Consider the following 18,321-nt stretch of genomic DNA (forward strand, 5'->3'; position numbering starts at 1 on the left):
TTGTTGTGCTTTCCGAGGCTGCTATCCCGTGCTATCTACACTGCGTGCTGACTTTCGTATCATATTTGACCGTGACCCAGCTGCTCGTAACTGGTTGGAGGTTTTATTTTGTTACCCCGGTTTGCAAGCCTTGGCATCTCATCGGCTGGCTCACTGGTTGCATCGCATCGGTATACCTTTAATTCCGCGTCTGATTTCGCACCTAGCTAGGTTTTTCACCGGCATCGAAATTCACCCAGGCGCCGTTATTGGACAAAGTGTATTTATTGACCACGGTATGGGTGTAGTCATTGGCGAAACTGCGATCGTTGGTGACTATGCGCTGATTTATCAAGGTGTTACCCTCGGTGGTACTGGCAAAGAAACTGGTAAGCGCCATCCTACTTTAGGTGAAAACGTTGTCGTTGGTGCTGGTGCTAAAGTTTTAGGCAATATTCAAATTGGGAACAATGTCCGCATTGGTGCTGGATCTGTTGTCTTGAGGGATGTACCTTCCAGTTGCACTGTCGTGGGTGTCCCTGGTCGCATCATCTACCGCTCTGGCGTCAGGGTTGCTCCCCTGGAACATAGTAATTTACCAGATTCCGAAGCCGAAGTCATCCGCGCCTTGGTTGACAGAATTGAATTTCTAGAACAACAAATACAAACTCTCCAACAATCCTATTCATCAACAAAAACCCCCGCTTTGGCAGGTAGTTTAGTCTGTCAAAAAAATGAATTACCAAAGGATGGCTCTGTTTGTTATCTCAGAGATAAAGCCATTCAAGAATTTTTGGATGGTGCGGGGATATAGCTAGTACAAGAAGGCTGAAGTATGAAGTATCAAGTATGAAAGTAAGAGGTATCAATCCTTTTATGGGTGGCGCAATTTCATCATAGCCTGCGGCAAGCCGCCTTGCAGGGGTCTACAGACTTCAGACTTCATCCTTCAGACTTCATCCTTCAGACTTCATCCTTCAGACTTCATCCTTCCTAAGGATTAATTTCTTGGCAAAACCATTCTTGATTTTCGTTGCGCTGATAAAGTCGGCGGTTTTGTGGTTCGCCGCGTAGTTCTAAATGATCTACTTGTATGGGGTCAAGTAGCAATAAGCAAAAATTAGGCGGTGGTTCGCTAGGATTGGGTGATGGTGGTTGAAAAGCTGCTTTGTCTTCAATTCTCGGTTTACCAGGATCAGGCCAAGCAAATTGTAGACGCGCCGCGTCACTCAGTTCTTGCCAACTGGTGATGCGGGCTGGCTGCAGAGCCGGTGAGGAATTATCATTGCGGACTAGTGTTAAATGACCAGTGAGCCGGAATTGTTCCCGCGTGTTGGGGAAATACCAGCAAATTTCTGCTTTGGGTTGTTGCTGTATCTGATCGGCTTTCTCGCTACGGGCATCAGTAACGAATTTTAATTGGTTACTATCTTCTAAAAAACCGCGAAAGACTAATGTCCGATTTGCCGGATAACCATCTGCGCGCACTGTCGCCAGTTGTAGATAACGGGCGTAAGCCAGAGAGCGGTGGCGATGGAGAGCATGGGCGATCGCACTTCGCCAAGGTGCAAGAGACATTTTGATTTTCCGTTGCAGTGATTACAGTCGTAGAGTAAGGGTAAGTTGTCTCTTTTGGCAAGCTTCCATCGAGGATGGACTTGGCGTATAGTCTTAATCTGTTGGTAAGCAACAAAAGAAGCAAGAAGAATTAGATTAATTAGACTTATGGTTAGAGAGCTTGAAAGAAAACGTCAGGATGCAAATTTTCCCAAAACTGCCCCCGCTGCCAATCCCGTATTTTTTAGAACCTATAGTCGCCGTACGCCCGCAGGGTTGAGGGAAACATGGGACGAGGTGTGCTCACGCACCCTCCAAGGACTCATCGAACTGGGAAAGCTCAACCCCCAAGAAGCAGCGATCCTAGAACAAATGCAACGCAACTTAAAAGCCCTACCCAGTGGACGCTGGTTATGGGTTGGCGGTACAGATTGGATAGCCAAGCCGAAAAACTTTTCCGGGGCTTATAACTGCACCTCTACCAATCTCCAAGATTGGAGCGCCTTCGGATTGATGATGGATTTAGCGATGATGGGCTGCGGTACGGGAGCGATCCTCGAACCACAGCATATTAACCAGCTACCGCCGATTCGCAATCATCTCCATGTCACCGTTGCAGGTAAAATTGGCAACACAACAAAAGAACTACGTCGTGAATATACACAAACGAATATAGAGGGAAATAACGTTACTATCTTTGTTGGAGACAGCCGCGAAGGTTGGGTAAAGTCCTATCAAACGCTGTTAGAACTCTCCACAGATGAAAGATTTACAGGTGATGTACAAGTAACAGTTGATATCAGTGATGTCCGCCAAGCAGGCGAAACCTTGAACGGTTTTGGTGGCGTGGCTAATCCTGTGAAATTGCCGATACTTTATGAAAATTGTGCCGCCATTCTCAATAAAGCTTTAGGTAGAAAGTTAAATTCTGTTGAATGCTGTTTGTTAATCGACCAAGCTGCTGTGACAATTGTTGCAGGCAATATCCGGAGAAGCGCGGGGATGCGTCAATTTATTGCTGATGATCAATTAGCCGCCACTGCCAAAGATAATTTATGGCAACAAGACGCAAAAGGCAACTGGCGAATTGATCCTGAACGTGACGCCTTGAGAATGGCAAATCATACCAGAGTTTTTCACCGCAAGCCCACATTAGAAGAATGTGTTGATGCCGTTCGTAAGCAATATTACAGTGGCGAAGGCGCGATTCAATGGGCTGGTGAAGCTGTCGCTAGAGCCAACCTTGATTTACTGCAAACACAAGCATTGAAAGTTGATTTCTTGAAGGCTTATACTCAGGGGACAGCAAAACAATGGTTGCAAGAACGCTATCCCAATCTTGAGGCTGATGAATTAGAACATCGTTTGCAACGGTATGGATTGAACCCGTGTGGTAAGTAATTTTGCCTCACGTTAAACACCGGAGAAAATCGGTGAACCCTGCGATTGGGAATACCGAGGTAATCAAAGAAATTAAAGCATCTTTGACACCGTACAGACTAGAGAGTGAACCTTTTCACAATTCATAATTTCCAATTTACTTTGAATTGTAAAAAGAATAAAATCTGGGTTTTGCCCTCGTTTTTAAAAACGGCTCCACGAGTCTCCGGCTACTAATTTTATTTTTAATATTTAGTAGAAAATATAGTCGGATCTACGGGGAATTAGGAACTCGTAGAACTAGAGGATAAAAAGCTTCTAGGGTAACAAAAATGGAAATTATTGGTAGCAATTTTCACTGTAATTTGTCTGAGGTTCATCTTAATCAAATTGACCCACATAACTATCAAGAACAAGAAGCAGCTTTCACTGCAGGAGCGCTATCTGTAGCCGCACTTTTACATCATAAATTCCTCGAACCACGCTATCAAAAAAGCCGTGAATTAGACCCAATTGTGGGGGTTTCTTTCACAGGTTTATTTGATTTCTTTGTCCATGCTTTTGGTGTGGAGTGGTTGCGCTGGTGGGAAGCGGGAAGACCTGCGACTTCCCAAGGATTAGCATTTAAAAAAGAGGAAGAGAAATATCTTAGCTATTGGAAAGATATTGTACATCGAGTAGTTTGGGATTATTGCGATCGCCATAATTTTAAACGCCCCAATCGCTGTACCACAGTCCAACCAAGCGGTACTAAAGCGCTGCTCACCGGCGCCAGTTCTGGATGGCACCCCCCCAAAGCCCAAAGATTTATTCGCCGCATTACCTTCGGCAAAAATGACCCTGTAGCTCTGGCTTGTATTGACTATGGTTACAATGTCATTCCTTCTCAATCTGACAAAGATGAACAAGGAAATCTGTTAAATGATCCCTTTGATCCTAGAGTCAGTGAATGGTTAGTAGAAATCCCCGTTGCAGTACCTTGGGCGGACGTTCCTGGTGCTGATCAAATTGATGTTTCTCAGTTCTCTGTTTTAGCTCAATTAGATTTTGTGCTTCAGGTGCAGCGTTGGTATGTAACTCACAACACTTCTGCTACTTTAGAGTTACGTTCTGATGAAATAGAACCTCTAGGTCAACGCATTTATGAATCGATTCAAAATGACGAAGGTTATATTTCAGCGGCGTTACTCGCGCGGTTTGATGATTTGCAATCATTCCCACGTTTACCGTTTGAACCAATAGATAAACACACCTATGAACGCTTAGTTCAAGAGGTGAAAGCTCGACGGAAAACAGATGATTTTTGTGCAGTTCTCAGCCGCTATGATTTAGGTGAATTAGCAGAAGCTGGCCCGGCTGGATGCGATTCCGATAAATGTATGTTTCCCGAACAACCGCCAAATTAACAAGCAGTTAAATTCCCGACTTTTTGCAGAAGTTGGGAATCTCACCAACTCTTGTTTTTCAAGTTACGATTAATTAAGTAGTCATGCTTTGCGGTAGCGCTAGGAGTCTCTCATATGTTTCTTAATGAATTGTCGCCAATATTCAAAGAATTTACCCAACACCCAGCCTCATTCTTGGGTGGGTTATTCTCCGGTGTTTTTCGCCTCAGTCTAGCGGATGATCCTGTTAAAAGCTGGCTGGACAAAAATCTAAAAACAACTAGTTACAACAGCCTCTTTAATGAAGCACAGAACGGTAAATCTTCTGGGCCTCAGCAGATTTCCATTGATTAATTTTTATCACACAAATAGAGGCGTTGCATTGCAGCGTCTCTATTTATTTGGGGGGAATTTTTTCTACATAGGGCTACACAAATAAAAAATGAGAACACCACTAGTTAACTTGATTTGCGCCGCCCTATTTATGTCACTTTAATCTTGATCCCAGTCCTCACGACCTAATAAATCAATAATTCTATCTCTGAGTAAAAACTCACGATTTTCTAACTCAAGCTCAAAAGATTCCCAATCCCGGTCACAAATGTATTTAAACAGAGAATAAATGGGTTGTTGGCGGCTAATCAGTCCTTTTTTGAGTAATTGTCGCACCTCTTCTTTAATCACCTCAATATCATATTGAACAACAGTATCCATCGCTAGCTACCTCCCTTTCCAACAAGGAACAAGACTGGGAAAAATTAATATTTGAGCTATAGTTTAAACTTATCAAAAAATTGGCAAGAAACTATAAATAATAAAAAATGTGACGCTTGCTGCTGTTTTGGGCACACTTCTAGCGGAGGGAACGAAATAGTACGCGTCCTGGTAACTCTTCTTGATTAATTTGTGAATAGACGCGAATACAAGTCAGCACTTCCCCTGGTGTACCACCGCAATCTAGTTGCAAATCATCTTTAGTTAAGTGGCAAATATCAGCGTAAAGCCCTGATAGTTGACGAATCCGCACATTGTTATCAAAACTTATTGCTCTATCAGCTACTTTTTTCAAGATTCGCCGTGATTCTTGCTGCAATTTACCCCACCAAGAATAGCGTTCAGCCGGTGGTATAAATACCAAAGAATGTATTGCTTCATCTATGTCAATCCAGGCGCGCAAAGTTAACAATGGGTCAGCATTTTCATCAGCTTTTTGGACACGCCAAAAGCGGTTAATAAAAGCATCGATATACTGAGTTTTTTGCTCTGGTTGGGAATGTAGCGCCATGACATCGAAGCTAAAAACACTTTTTAAGGTATGGTGTAAATCGGGGTCAATTTCAATTAACTTGATCCACAAAAGTAGAAATCCAGCTAATAAATTTAAATCTTCAGATGCGCGAGTGGAGAAAATTTCTGCATCTAAGAGAGCTTGTCGTGATAAACACAAACCCGGAGCTTGAATAGTACCACTGAGTCCAGGGTAAATTAATTCATCTCGGATGAATGGTAAGGGGTGGACATGAGTTTGATTTTCAATGGCGCCAGCAGCTTGAGCTAGTTCCAAGGCTCGGTTACGCCACAATATAGCTGTATCTTCTGGCACTCGTAGCAATTTGCGTTGAACTTCATTCCATAAATTTGAGTCTGTCTGGCTTTGTAGTGAGGAATTTCCCAAATACAAGCTCAGTTCTGGGTCTGAATCGAAAGCAGTTCGCAAGTGATTGAGTTTTAATTCTTGGCGATGATTTGTGGGCGCAAGGGAGGTTGGTTGTAAAATTTGATGCAATTCTTGTAGGATTTGATCGCAGATTTTCGCACCGGGATCTGTTGGTGATGCTGTTCGCGCTTGAGTGAGAGCAGCTTCTAGTCCGTGTAGGCTATATTTCAATAATTTGGCTAATTCTGAGTTTTGTATTTCTAATAGCTGACGTAAATGCTGCATGAATTTTACCTTGAGATTTGCTTTTATAATTTGTAATTTCAGCTTAGATAATTAGGATCAAGTGATGTTTTTAGTAGATATTTTTAGAATTTTTTGTAGAGATGTTGCAAAACAACTTCTCTACATTTGCAAATATGTCTAATGTATCCCGCAAAAAGGGTCGCGTTCTTTATCAACTTCATTGGGTTGTAATTCTAGTTCAGCCCGAAAAACGCACCCCGGTTGTTTGAGAGATTCTGGATTATTTGATGTCCAGTAGGGGACTTCACCTGCGTGCATTCGTAGGATACCTTTGTTGTCAAGGCTGACGCGATATTGACAAGGATAATCTGTGGTAATTTCTGGTTTATTAAGAGCACCAATTCGGATCCATTTTTTGGTATTGGTTGTCATATCAGTTTGATAAACATAGAAGGTGTGTTGACTATTTTGGGGGAAGGGAGGTAAGGGATTACTAATTAGTCCGGTTTCGGGTTGGGGCGAACCATCAAGAAGATAGTGGAACTGTTGTAGGGCTGATTGGTGTGTATTATCTGCTGCAAAAACTAAATGATATGCATCTGGTTGATCAACGGTTGCAGATTCAATCACGTTGATGGCGATATCACCATCATTTAAGTCTTGATGGGGGCGTTCAATGGCGATATTCCACTTTAATTGCTCGTTGGTGAATAGGGGAGAATTTTCAGCAACTGCAGATATTGCTGAACCGATATCAATTCCAGAAACATCTATTAAGTAGTGGGGATTTCCTTGAGAAAGTAAGACACTAAATTGTAGGGTTTGGTCAATTTCAAATTGAATTTTGATTTTTTTTAGAAACTCAGCTTCTTCCATTCCCAGTTTTTCCATGAGGGTTTTACCGTCGAAGCTCCCCCACAATCTTAAGTCTCCATCTTCGTAATCTTGGCGATATATAATGTTAGTTAATTGTATCCCTTGCCATGCAGTACGCACTTTGGCTATGTTTTCCCAAGGAGCGATTTGATGAAGTTCTTGTCCGGCTTTAAATATGGATAATAGTTCGTTACTTTGGGTTTTGCGTTTGAAGTTGCAGGGCAAATAATAGAATAGGTTTTTGACGTTAATTTCTAGCTGGTTAGCACCTTTACGCAGCAATCCTTTAGATTCTTCAGGGTCGAATCTGAGTCTTCGCAACTTTTCAGCATAGCAGGCGCCAGCAGAGGTGGCTAGTTTGGTAAATTCCAGAACAAAGGTAATGCGTTCGGGATTCCAGACGAAATATGGAGATTTGCTAAATTCTTGATAGATTTGCTGTTGTACGAGGTCGAGATTACAGGTTTTACCGGATAAAATTAACCAGTCAACTTTTTGCGTAGTATTAAGTAGGCGACTTTCCATTAAGCCTTTAGCGATACCAATTGCTTCTCTGGTGGCTGAGGTAGCGGCTCGTTCAAATTGTTCGCTATCAAGGGTGACGTTAATTGTACTGCTGTCTCGCATTTGGTATTTAATAGCACTTTGGGTCAGCAGTTCGGATATTTGCTGTTCAGAAAGGGTGAAAGTTGCTGGTGCTTTTTGTCCGAGTTTGAGTTTGGCTGCTTCGGCGTGTTCCCACAAGGTATAAAATGTTTGTAGACGCTGGGGGGCTTGTTGCCAACGGGTAGGTAACACTTTCTCAGCGGTATCTAAAGCATCTTTGTAAGCAGCATCTCCTTCAGGATTTTCTTTATCTAAACATTTGAAAATACTACGTGTTTTGAATTTTCCTTGTTCAAGAAACCGCTCGTTTAATTCAGAATTAATTAAGTCTTCTAGTTTATCGCTGGCTAAGTTACCTGTGGTAACTGCTGTGAGGAGAGCATCGGCGATCGCTACTTTTAAAAGTTTAAAAATTCGCAAGGTAATTAATTCTCCTCCTAGCTGTAAATGTCCGGAGGAACCTAATAGTTTCGGTGTCAGTTTATAGTATCTTCCTCCTAAACCTCTATCTTCATTGTCAGCGAAGAAAGGAGTTTTATCTTCTAGGGTTAATTCAATTAAAGCTAAGTCGGTAGTACCACCCCCAATATCTAAAACTAAAACATTTTGTAACCATTTATTCCCATCTTGATGACAACGGGTTTTGAAAGATTCAATTCCGATATTGAGATTTCCACCAAATTCGCGCCACAGAAAAAATATAGCTACAGAAACAGCCTCATCATAAGCAGTTTGTACGTCGTCAATTCCTAATTGTTGCACTAGTTCTTTGACTTGTTTCCGCACAAGCGGTGGAGCGACGGTAGGATATGTCACTACTGCTGTGAGAAAATCACCTTCAGAAAATCTCCGTCTAGCGCGTTGGCGATAATCTTCGGTTAACTCAATTAAATGTCCCCAAGCAGCTTGAATTAATTCGTTAACATTAATGGTGGTTTCTTTACCTTCTAAAATTATGGGGAAAGACTTATCTTGACCAAAGTATCGTTTAGGTGAATGGTGAAATCTGCTGATAATTTCCTTTAAAGAACTGCTGGTTCCTTGAGCGATCGCTTTTTTGCGGTTATCGCTAGCTTCTCTACCCATGCGTAATTGTAAGTTGGGAATTTGAGCGATTTCTAACTCACTCTTAATTTCTGTGTGACGCCGATCAATATCTAAAACTACAGGAATTAAATTTTGTGATTCCAAGGTGGGGACGCGGAACACTTCATGATAGATTTGATAGAGTTTTTTGCTGACGGCGCGACGAAAGCGATCGCTATTACCTAAACACAGTTCAATTTGGCGAATGGTTTCTAAAAACTTTTCTCGATTATCGCTTTCAAAAATCTCACTTAACTGATTCGGTTCTATCTGCAAATTTTTGCTGATATCGGCTAGGAACTTTTCCCAATCACTCTCACTTACATCTGGTAAGGCTTCCTCAACTGGAGAACTGAGCCATTTTCCCAAGCGTTCGCGTAATCTTAATTCCTGTTCCCTGGGGAGAATCTCCGCAATTGGAACTTCAATTGGATCGAAGAGTGTCACTGTCGAATTAGAAGTACCAAAATCTAAAGCGAACCATCCCGGAAACCTTTTTTGTGGTTTTTCTGTAGTTTGTTTATCAGTATGATTTTGCAATTGAAAAGGGTTCATCACAGTATATTCCTAAATAGAGCGGCGCAATAAAGATAACTAATGAGGGTTGTTATTTGTGTTAATTCGAGATGCGTAATATCATTTATAGCAACTCAAACAATATCAGTAACTTCAGCTAATATTTCCAACCAAGTAGGAATAGCTGCTTCACCTGTTAAATCTCCATCTGCAATAAACCTCAACAAGCTTTCTTTTTTAGAAATATTTTGCAAACTGGGAATAATTTGATCTAAAATTCCCTCTAATTCCAAATTAACTTGTTGATTAATTTCGCTCACATATTGCACAAGATGGAGACTGGCGCTGGCTGTAATTTCATCTCGCAGCCGCAATACGAACATTTGATGATTAGCTGATTTAGATATACCTTGATTTCGCTCTGGCGCCCAATCAAAAATTTGACCAATGTTGTGTTTATCGTCTTGGCGCGCTAGGGGAAATATCACTTCTGGGGCGATGGTTTTTTCTTGGCTATTAATTTCGGTAATTATGGCATCTTTCCATTGCAGCGGATCGCATCCCAAGAGCAGTTTATAAAATAGATCAGCTTCTTCAACACCAAATTTTGCTTCGATATCTTGTTCTTGTTCTGGACTAAGAATACCTTTTAAATAATCGCGTTCTGTAGCTACTTGATGAGATAATTTAGTTAACCAATCTACCACAGCTTGCTGAATGCGATCGCGGGCAAATTCTTCTAATTCTTTGACGGTTTTAGCAAAGGCTGGATAAAAATCATCGCTTTTGGTAGGGAGGGTATTATTAGCTCTATTTCCTCGCTCAAATAACTTACCCGCCGCACCTTTGGATTCAGCGATCGCTATCACTCCATTATTGATTTTATTGAATAACAAAGTCCACTGATGCCAATTGATAATTCTATAAGTTAACTCTTCTTTAACTACATCACTCACACTCACACCCTTGCGGTCTTTCAGAGGTTCTTGGGTTAAATTTTTGAGAAAATCTCGGTAGGTTTTATCTAAATTTTCGATAGCTGATCGCAAGTCAATTAAAGCTGTATTTTCTCTCGTTTGTATCCCTTGCTCATGAATTTCTGTGAGCATATTTTTGAGATTGTTTTGTTCTTGACGCACTGCTTCAGCCGCTCTTTGAGTATCTGTATATAGTTGCTTCAGTCCATGAGTTGCTACATGACTTTCAATCAATTCTCGCAACTTGGCGATACTTCCATCCTGAGCAAAGTAACTCAGTTGTTTACCTAAATAATTCCTGGGGTCTGTCGCTAACAATTTTTCGCTTAACTGTCCCCATTTTTCTTGCAATCGCTGAGACTGGTCTAGATAATTGGGATATTCTAAATTAGCTAAAAACTCTGGTGTTCCTGCTTTAATTGTACTGGAGCGTTTAGCTAAATCGGCTAATCCTAAGAGGGGCGATAGCAAAAGAATTCTGTCTTTTTGGCTAGTAAATGCACTTGCAGTATCAATAGTAGTTTGCAGAACTTTGAGCTTGGAGAAGACGCTATTTATATGTAAGCTATTATTAGCAGTATCCGCAATTAATTGATCAAGTTCTCTTTCGCCGCCTTCACTATCTAAAGGTAATTGATCGAAACGACCTACACCCACTAAAATTAAATCCTTGAGGTCTTGTCCTGGTCGTTGTTGCTGCATCATGGTAAAGATTTTGTTAGCGCGATCGCTACCCGGTGATTTACCATTTAGCAGCACTAAAATTGTCTGAACTTCTGCTAATTCTCGCAGTGATAAAAACGTATCTCTCGCTCCTGAATTCGCAGCACCCAATCCTGGAAAATCCAACAAAATAAATTCAGTCGCACCAGACACATCCCAAATTTCCCGCGATATTTTCACTTCAATATCGACACGACGAATCAAAGGAAAACTATTTTGTAATAACTTTGTGGATAATTGTTGGGGTGGACTAGGTAGGCGAATATGGGCTGGTGGTAAATCTTTAAAACTGAGAGTTTGGATAGCCATCGGTTGTTCAGCTAATTGCAACCCTTCACGAGCAGTGGTAGCATCAATTTGATAATGCCCACCACACATTGCTTCTCCATAAGATTGATTAGCTCGAACAAATAATATTAACTCTCTGAGCAAATAACGCAACTCTAAATTTTTACTACTATTCCATGTTTCCTCACACCAATTGAGAATATCTTTTCCTGATTTGAGTTTAGAAAGTAGCGCTGGGGGAAGTCCAGCAGCGATTGTCCGGCGGTTGGCTTCTGCTAACATAAAGCCTAAACATTCTTCCACCTCTTCATCATCGAGATAATCTATAGTAAAATTACTTAATTGTGTTGTAGCAAAGGTATCTTGGGGAACAATATGAATTGCAGTTACGTTCCCTGTAGTCGGGTTTTCGCTGACTGGTAAAGCGTCTCCATAGCCGATGAGGCTACCTAAAAGTAAAGTTTTACCACTGCTAAACTCTCCCATGACGCCGATTTTCACTGGTGAGGTAGCAAGTTCTACAGTTTTTTGTGCAGCTTCCCGTAAATTTACTAAGCATTGATCGAGGCTTGCTGGTATCCAATCTTCTTGTTCTGATAGGGATTGGGGTACTGAGTCGATTTTCTGGAGGATAAATTCAGCGTATTTTTGTAACCGCTCCAGGTTTTCTATTTCCATAGTTTTCCCCATGAGTTCAATTTCTGTGAGCTTTATAGCACAAAAAATGCGATCGCTTGTGCCGGGACGCCACAACATGAAAACTCCACCCACTTTTGGGATGGGTTTTCCACCGCTTTCAATCAATACAGAAAATATTCCTGATATCTCAAAGGTATATATGAATTAAGCGTTCAGTAGATTTACCACTGCTTAATTAAAAATTTAACAGAGAATAAAAAACAATTTGATTGCTGCTCATTAACTAATATATCTGTGCAAAAAGGTAGGGAAGGTTTTTGTATACGTAGTGGATATCTTTTTAGCAAAGTGATAAATCAAACTGAATACTTAAATATAATATATGCAAGATGATGAAAAGCAATTATTGTCACAGCAAACCAGGACACACCATAAATTTAGAACCAACAGCTATTTCCCAAGTATTTAATGATGTTTATTTTCGCATAGACACTCACGGAAAAATCTTAGATTATCAACCAGGAGGTAAACAAAAAAAAGAAGTTTTATCAGCATTCTTCTTAGGAAAACAATTTCCAGGTTTTTTACCGTTGAATGTCAGAAAACGCTTCGCAGAAATAGTCGCTCAAGTTTTACAAACTCAATCATTAATCAGTTTTGAATATTCTTTAAAATTACCCGTAGGTAAAGCTAAATACGAAGTTAGAATCTTACCATTGCCCAGATGGCAAGTTATGGTTTATGTTTGTAAACTTGATAAAACTAACCAAAATATTGTTCTTGAACCAGCTATCACTCAAGAAAAAACACAACAACTAGAAAAAGCCTTAAACGAACTCCAGCAGCACCAATCACAACTAATTCAAACAGAAAAAATGTCAAGTTTGGGACAATTAGTTGCAGGGATTGCTCATGAAATCAATAATCCGATTAATTTTATCTACGCTAACATTAGTCATGCTAAACAATATGTCCAAGAATTATTAGGATTACTAGAAGTTTATGAACAATACTACCCACCATTACCAGCCAGTCAAGCGCCAACGGCTAAAGTAGATTTAGCTTTTGCGCGTCAAGATTTACCAAAAATTTTAGACTCCATGAATAATGGCGCTGAACGCATTCGCCAAACTGTTCTATCTCTACGCAACTTTTCTCGCGTGGATGAAGAAGGGATGAAACGGGTAAATATTCATGAAGGTATCGAAAGTAGTTTACAGCTTTTGCAACATCGCCTCAATTCCCAGTCTGGACATCCGCAAATTCAAGTAATTAAAGAATACGGTAATCTCCCCAAGGTAGTTTGTGACGCCGGGAAGATGAATCAGGTGTTTATGAATTTGTTAAATAATGCTATCGATGCTTTGGTAGGATTGAGTAGTGATGGTATAATCACTAATAATCCTCAAATTTTTATCCGTACTATTTTGCAAGACAATCGCGTAACGATTCGCATAGCTGATAATGGGCCAGGGATAAATCAAGAAATACGCGATCGCCTTTTTGACCCCTTCTTCACCACTAAGCCTGTAGGTAGAGGTACTGGCTTGGGTCTATCAATTGGCTATCAGATTATTGTCGAGAAACACCACGGTCAGCTAGAGTGTATTTCCACACCAGGACAAGGTGCAGAATTCGTCATTACCATCCCCTTATGTTTATAACTCTCAACCAGAATGGGGCGAAAGTTAGAGCCGAATTCCCAATACCAAAGATAGCCGCAAATAGTATGAGGGGGGAAAACCCTCTCACAGCAAACCTAGTTGCTGTGGGAATATTAGTGAGTAAGAAATTAATAAATTTACGCAAACCACAATAACTCTTTCACACTAGGCATTCTGGCGATTTGCAGCTGGGATTCCTTGTGCGTCTTCATGCTTACTTAATATTTACTTTAAAAAAGCTTAACCAATTATTATTGAAATTTTAACCTAAAAGCTGTTAACTGAATACTAATTCACTTTTTGCTGCAACATTTGAATCCCCTAACCACCTGAAATTTACAGGTAGTTAGGGGCTACCTAGTTTATACTGATGTTGCCACAAGATGCTCAACAGCGATCGCTCTAATCAAACAGTGGACTACGGAAACGGGAGATTATTTTACTTAATTGTTAATGCGTACGTGCCGTCTCCGGCCAAAGTTCCTGCAAAGCAGGTGGCATCATGTTAATAACCTCTTCAATCTCACCTCTGGAAACCCGTTGAGCCAAGATTTTAAAAACAGCCCGCACGAGATATTCCGCATCAACATCAGGGTTAATATTCCGGAAATAATCACGGATATGGTTCAAAAATTCTTCTTTATGGCGCTCCTTAGTAGGGGTTGCACCAGGTCGCCAATCTTCATAATAGAACCCCCCTAGGAGTATAGGCAATTGTGCACCCAAATGGGCAGCTTCTGGTACAGTTAAGCGATCGCGCAATGCGTGTAACGTCGCCCGCAAACCCTGAAAAACTTGATGCTTATTATCCCATCCCAGCTCACGCGCTAAATCGTTCACCCAAGGAATTGTCTTTTGGACAGTAGCATCAAAAATATCTAGTCCCGTCGTTGTCATCATCAAACCTCTAAATAGACCACAAGGCTGAGAGAATTCTGATTTTCTTACAGGACTTACGCACAGAGCACATAGATTTTCCAGAGTCAGAATTTTTTAGACACTTGACTCTGAACAACTTCCGAGAAAATTATGACACTTGTTACCTAAGTCCTATAGAAATTACGAATTACAAATTGATACAGCCCCTCGTCCCATCCTACACAGCTAAAAACTACTCTCCTTCCCACCAAAGGAGTAAGCCCTAATGAATAAATAGAGTGTTTCCTGTTCCTTGTTCCCGACTTCTGCAAGAAGTCTATTAGCGAAAACCGCGTTTTTCCCATTATTTGCCACTTGACGGCAACCTCTAAACCAAGGCAAACTGAGGGCAAAAGTTCCCGTGCATCGTTAAGAGGAGGTCTGGAAAATGACAACTCCGCTCACCTGTCGTAATTATATAGATGGTCAATGGCTAAGTGCTGTTGGGGGAAGCACCCTAGAAAGCTCTAACCCCGCTTGCTTCACGGAAATTGTAGCTACCTTTCCCCGCTCTACAGCCGACGACGTTAATTTAGCAGTAGCTGCGGCTCGCCAAGCCTACCGTAGTTGGCGAAAAGTTCCCGCCCCAGCCAGAGCCGAATATGTGTTCCGCGTGGGAGAACTTTTATTGCAGCACAAAGAGGAACTTGCTCAATTAATGAGCCGAGAAATGGGTAAACCCCTAACTGAAACTAGGGGCGATGTGCAAGAAGGTATTGACTGCGCCTTTTATAGCGCAGGGGAGGGGCGGAGATTATTTGGACAGACTACACCCTCAGAAATGCCTAACAAATTTGCGATGACCGTGCGGACACCTGTAGGTGTTTGTGCCTTAATCACACCTTGGAATTTTCCCATAGCCATACCTTGTTGGAAAGCCATGCCGGCTTTAGTGTGCGGTAACACAGTCATCCTCAAACCCGCCGAAGATACCCCCGCTTGTGCAACTAAATTAATCGAAATTTTTGCCGCTGCAGGTTTACCCCCAGGCGTGATTAACTTGGTGCATGGTGTGGGTGAAGAAGCAGGTAAAGCTCTAGTCGAACATCCCGACGTAGATTTAGTCTCCTTTACCGGCTCCTCAGAAACTGGAGCTTTTGTCGGCGCCACTTGCGGACGCACTCACAAGCGCGTTTGTTTAGAAATGGGTGGCAAAAATGCCCAAGTCGTGATGGAAGATGCCGACTTAGAACTAGCATTAGATGGGGCTATTTGGGGAGCCTTCGGTACAACCGGTCAAAGGTGTACAGCTACCAGTCGCTTGATTTTACATCACGACATCAAGGAAAAATTTACCGCCATGCTTTACGAGCGTACCAGCAAGTTACGCCTCGGCGCCGGCACAGACCCAAATACAGATATTGGGCCGTTAGTCAATGCTAACCAGCTACAACGGGTGAATAATTATTTAGATATTGCCCGTGAAGAAGGAGCAAAGGTGTTAATTGGTGGCAAAATTGCCAATGAGGGCGCACTCAAAAACGGTTACTTTTTTCAACCAACTATTTTAGATAACGTTACTCCTGACATGCGCGTGGCGCAAGAAGAGATATTTGGGCCTGTAGTCGCGCTAATTGAGGTTAACTCTTTTGAAGATGCGATCGCAGTTTTGAACAACACTAACTACGGTCTTTCTTCCTCAGTTTACACCCGCGACATCAACCGCGCATTTGCTGCCATACGCGACATTGAAGCTGGAATCACCTACATCAACGGCCCCACCATCGGCGCCGAAGTCCATTTACCCTTCGGAGGTGTGAAAAACACCGGTAACGGACACCGCGAAGCCGGAACCACAGCCTTAGATGTGTTCACTGAATGGAAGAGTGTCTACGTAGACTTTTCTGGTCATCTACAACGCGCCCAAATAGATAACCGCACGGAACAGCAGTGAACGATATTTGTGGGGCTTCGGCTCCACAAACTTTGAATTTTTAATGTTTAATTTTTCTCACCAACTTACTTATTTCTTCACCAAAACATAAGCGTTAGCATACTCTGGTAATTGTTGAATATACTGTCCAAAATCTCGCTTATCCTGAAAAATTCCCGCCAAAAAATCCAGTTGATGCAGATTAGGTAAAAAAGCTCCACCAGTATCAGCAATAATTCCCATTCTTAATTGTTTTCTTCCACCTTGATTATGCTCAAGCACAATCAATTTTCCTAAACCAATATTCAAAACATCCCCAGCAAAAGTTACTCCCGGTTTAATCGAAATTTTGGCATCTATCTTATATCCATAACCCTTAATGGCATCAACTTGTTTAAAATACCAATAACGCTTTTGTGCTGTAGCCTTTAGTCCTCGGATATAAGACATGCCATTATTTCTATCCACATTAAAAAATGCCTGAGTCCCATCAGTGAAATTAATCAAGATGGTTCCTTCCATTAGCGCTTCTTCCAAACCTTGACGAGTTAGATAAGCTAGAGGTTCAACTTTACCAAATTCTTTACCATTAGGTTCATAAATACCTGACAGCACATCTTGCTTGGTATATTTAGTGTAGAACTTATCGTTAGCTAAATTATCTTTCAAGCTGTAAATTGGTATATTATAAGCAGAGGTTTTCTGACGAGAGCCTGGATGAGTAAAGACAGCATATTTAGTAAGTCGCAATCTCTTTTGATTGGGAGTTTCGGGATTATACGCAGACCATTTAATCACTCGAAAATTGTTGTTAATAAAATTCGGGTCTTGTAAGCGAGTAGCGCGGTTTTTAGCAATATCTTCCTGCAAAACGCTAATCATAAAATCCAAGGTTTTCAACACATCTGCAACCGTTACTCCTTGACTAGCCAAAATCCCAGCGCTCATGATATCTGGGTCTTCCTGAGCATAATCTTGGAAATACTTTCTCGTATTCACCAGCACAGTTAATAAATCCTTGTGATTAAAATTAACTTTCGCCGACGGAAGCTTTCCTTGAGAAAAAACTTGACTACCACTGACACTAAATTTATATTTTTTCCACTCATCAATAACTCGATAAGGTGTAGACCCAGGAGGAACTTGTTGACTGAAAATATTAGGCGCTTTCGCAGTGGAAACAGGAGAATTGAGCAAATTTCCAGCAAGAGAAGTTTGAGTTGTAGGTAAGATAGCGGCTGCTTGTTGATTGAAAGTTAATTGCTGTTGTTGATTTTTTGACTGAGTATATAGATGTCCCACACCTAAACTCACAAATGATAAGGTAGCAATACCTGCTATGAAGCGAAACTTTGGGGAAAATTGCATATGCATAAACTCAAAAAAATTGCTACTATCAGATAGTAATTGTACATGCTTCAGTGTTTGAAGAATATTAGTAAAATAATGTTCCAATTATGTACAAAATTAAACATTCCCAACATTGAATAATTGCTCAAAACCTAGTACAACAAGGCTGAAGTATGAAGTATGAAGTCTGAAGTATGAAATGAAGAAGCTTGTATACTAAGCTTTTAATAGATTTGTAATAGTTGCTTTATTTACGCCTTTTTGTACTAGTGTCTGTCTCAGAAATTACCAGAGGTAAATAAGCTCGTAGTCAAAACTAAAGTTGGTGAATTTTAAAGCACTAAAGTGTTGACTACAAAATAGACCTCTTGCAAAAGTCCTAATTTTCGCGATCTTCTTTGCGTCTTTGCGCCTTTGCGTGAGCTTTTCAATGATATTGTCAGCAACACCAAAGCATTTATGCAAGAAGTCTACTCATGAAAATTAACGAGACAAACTACTACTTCCCAAGCTGCTGTGAAAATCAGGGAATATATTGCTAATTTTTTCATAAAGAGAATCAAATGTTACTGTATGCGATCGCACTTCGCACTTTAATCAT

At 41.0% G+C, this 18,321-nt stretch carries 11 protein-coding genes and 2 pseudogenes; 6 read left to right on the plus strand and 7 right to left on the minus strand.

The annotated features are described in order from the left end of the window. Window positions 1–28 precede the first annotated feature (28 nt). Window positions 29–793: a serine O-acetyltransferase gene (cysE, locus tag MIC7126_RS0114960; RefSeq protein WP_017653968.1), complete on the plus strand. Its 765-nt coding sequence runs from the start codon at window positions 29–31 to the stop codon at window positions 791–793. 179 nt (window positions 794–972) lie between these two features. Here the strand turns inward: cysE and MIC7126_RS0114965 are convergent, their stop codons facing one another. Beyond that, window positions 973–1,557, minus strand: coding sequence for an Npun_F5749 family FMN-dependent PPOX-type flavoprotein (locus tag MIC7126_RS0114965; protein WP_017653969.1), 585 nt, complete (start codon window positions 1,555–1,557; stop codon window positions 973–975). Window positions 1,558–1,704: 147 nt separating this feature from the next. Between MIC7126_RS0114965 and nrdJ (MIC7126_RS27645) the strand changes: the two are divergent. The 3 genes and pseudogenes from nrdJ (MIC7126_RS27645) to MIC7126_RS0114975 all read left to right on the plus strand — a co-directional run. Further along, window positions 1,705–2,934 (plus strand): annotated as a pseudogene (gene nrdJ, locus MIC7126_RS27645) (ribonucleoside-triphosphate reductase, adenosylcobalamin-dependent); the annotation flags it as partial. Between the two features lie 317 nt (window positions 2,935–3,251). Then, window positions 3,252–4,322: pseudogene (nrdJ, locus tag MIC7126_RS27650) on the plus strand (ribonucleoside-triphosphate reductase, adenosylcobalamin-dependent); the annotation flags it as partial. 114 nt (window positions 4,323–4,436) lie between these two features. Beyond that, window positions 4,437–4,655 carry a ssl0294 family protein gene (locus MIC7126_RS0114975; RefSeq protein ID WP_017653970.1) on the plus strand — a complete coding sequence of 73 codons (219 nt, stop codon included), beginning with the start codon at window positions 4,437–4,439 and terminating at the stop codon, window positions 4,653–4,655. 138 nt (window positions 4,656–4,793) lie between these two features. On the opposite strand, the gene MIC7126_RS0114980 is transcribed toward MIC7126_RS0114975, so the two are convergent. From MIC7126_RS0114980 to MIC7126_RS0114995, 4 genes are all read right to left on the minus strand, one after another. Then, window positions 4,794–5,015: a DUF4327 family protein gene (locus MIC7126_RS0114980; protein ID WP_017653971.1), complete on the minus strand. Its 222-nt coding sequence runs from the start codon at window positions 5,013–5,015 to the stop codon at window positions 4,794–4,796. Between the two features lie 139 nt (window positions 5,016–5,154). Further along, window positions 5,155–6,243 carry a hypothetical protein gene (locus MIC7126_RS0114985; protein ID WP_017653972.1) on the minus strand — a complete coding sequence of 363 codons (1,089 nt, stop codon included), beginning with the start codon at window positions 6,241–6,243 and terminating at the stop codon, window positions 5,155–5,157. A gap of 138 nt (window positions 6,244–6,381) precedes the next feature. Further along, window positions 6,382–9,327, minus strand: coding sequence for an acetate and sugar kinases/Hsc70/actin family protein (locus MIC7126_RS0114990; RefSeq protein ID WP_017653973.1), 2,946 nt, complete (start codon window positions 9,325–9,327; stop codon window positions 6,382–6,384). Between the two features lie 95 nt (window positions 9,328–9,422). Then, entirely contained in the window at window positions 9,423–11,954 is a 2,532-nt protein-coding gene (locus MIC7126_RS0114995) for a P-loop NTPase family protein (protein ID WP_026100278.1), read from the minus strand. Window positions 11,955–12,304: 350 nt separating this feature from the next. Here MIC7126_RS0114995 and MIC7126_RS27655 point away from each other — a divergent pair, with 350 nt between their 5' ends. Then, window positions 12,305–13,579, plus strand: coding sequence for an ATP-binding protein (locus tag MIC7126_RS27655; RefSeq protein WP_081603034.1), 1,275 nt, complete (start codon window positions 12,305–12,307; stop codon window positions 13,577–13,579). A 450-nt stretch (window positions 13,580–14,029) separates the two neighbouring features. On the opposite strand, the gene MIC7126_RS0115010 is transcribed toward MIC7126_RS27655, so the two are convergent. Next, window positions 14,030–14,476, minus strand: a complete 447-nt coding sequence (locus tag MIC7126_RS0115010) for a DUF2267 domain-containing protein (protein WP_026100279.1) — start codon at window positions 14,474–14,476, stop codon at window positions 14,030–14,032. A gap of 409 nt (window positions 14,477–14,885) precedes the next feature. Between MIC7126_RS0115010 and MIC7126_RS0115015 the strand changes: the two genes are divergently transcribed. Then, window positions 14,886–16,391: an aldehyde dehydrogenase family protein gene (locus MIC7126_RS0115015; RefSeq protein WP_017653978.1), complete on the plus strand. Its 1,506-nt coding sequence runs from the start codon at window positions 14,886–14,888 to the stop codon at window positions 16,389–16,391. A 69-nt stretch (window positions 16,392–16,460) separates the two neighbouring features. Here the strand turns inward: MIC7126_RS0115015 and MIC7126_RS0115020 are convergent, their stop codons facing one another. Then, on the minus strand, window positions 16,461–17,744 hold the full coding sequence (locus MIC7126_RS0115020; RefSeq protein WP_026100280.1) for a hypothetical protein: 1,284 nt from the start codon (window positions 17,742–17,744) through the stop codon (window positions 16,461–16,463). Window positions 17,745–18,321 lie beyond the last annotated feature (577 nt).

It is taken from the genome of Fortiea contorta PCC 7126 (genome assembly GCF_000332295.1).
In the GTDB taxonomy this organism is placed as follows: domain Bacteria; phylum Cyanobacteriota; class Cyanobacteriia; order Cyanobacteriales; family Nostocaceae; genus Fortiea; species Fortiea contorta.

What these genes read in the sequence shown, in the direction of transcription:
- MIC7126_RS0114985 (WP_017653972.1), bottom strand. Translation starts at nt 6,243, where the DNA reads ATGCAGCATTTACGTCAGCTATTAGAAATACAAAACTCAGAATTAGCC.
- MIC7126_RS0114995 (WP_026100278.1), bottom strand. Translation starts at nt 11,954, where the DNA reads ATGGAAATAGAAAACCTGGAGCGGTTACAAAAATACGCTGAATTTATC.
- MIC7126_RS0115015 (WP_017653978.1), top strand. Translation starts at nt 14,886, where the DNA reads ATGACAACTCCGCTCACCTGTCGTAATTATATAGATGGTCAATGGCTA.
- MIC7126_RS0114980 (WP_017653971.1), bottom strand. Translation starts at nt 5,015, where the DNA reads ATGGATACTGTTGTTCAATATGATATTGAGGTGATTAAAGAAGAGGTG.
- MIC7126_RS0115010 (WP_026100279.1), bottom strand. Translation starts at nt 14,476, where the DNA reads ATGACAACGACGGGACTAGATATTTTTGATGCTACTGTCCAAAAGACA.
- MIC7126_RS27655 (WP_081603034.1), top strand. Translation starts at nt 12,305, where the DNA reads ATGATGAAAAGCAATTATTGTCACAGCAAACCAGGACACACCATAAAT.
- MIC7126_RS0114975 (WP_017653970.1), top strand. Translation starts at nt 4,437, where the DNA reads ATGTTTCTTAATGAATTGTCGCCAATATTCAAAGAATTTACCCAACAC.
- MIC7126_RS0114965 (WP_017653969.1), bottom strand. Translation starts at nt 1,557, where the DNA reads ATGTCTCTTGCACCTTGGCGAAGTGCGATCGCCCATGCTCTCCATCGC.
- MIC7126_RS0114990 (WP_017653973.1), bottom strand. Translation starts at nt 9,327, where the DNA reads ATGAACCCTTTTCAATTGCAAAATCATACTGATAAACAAACTACAGAA.
- MIC7126_RS0115020 (WP_026100280.1), bottom strand. Translation starts at nt 17,744, where the DNA reads ATGCATATGCAATTTTCCCCAAAGTTTCGCTTCATAGCAGGTATTGCT.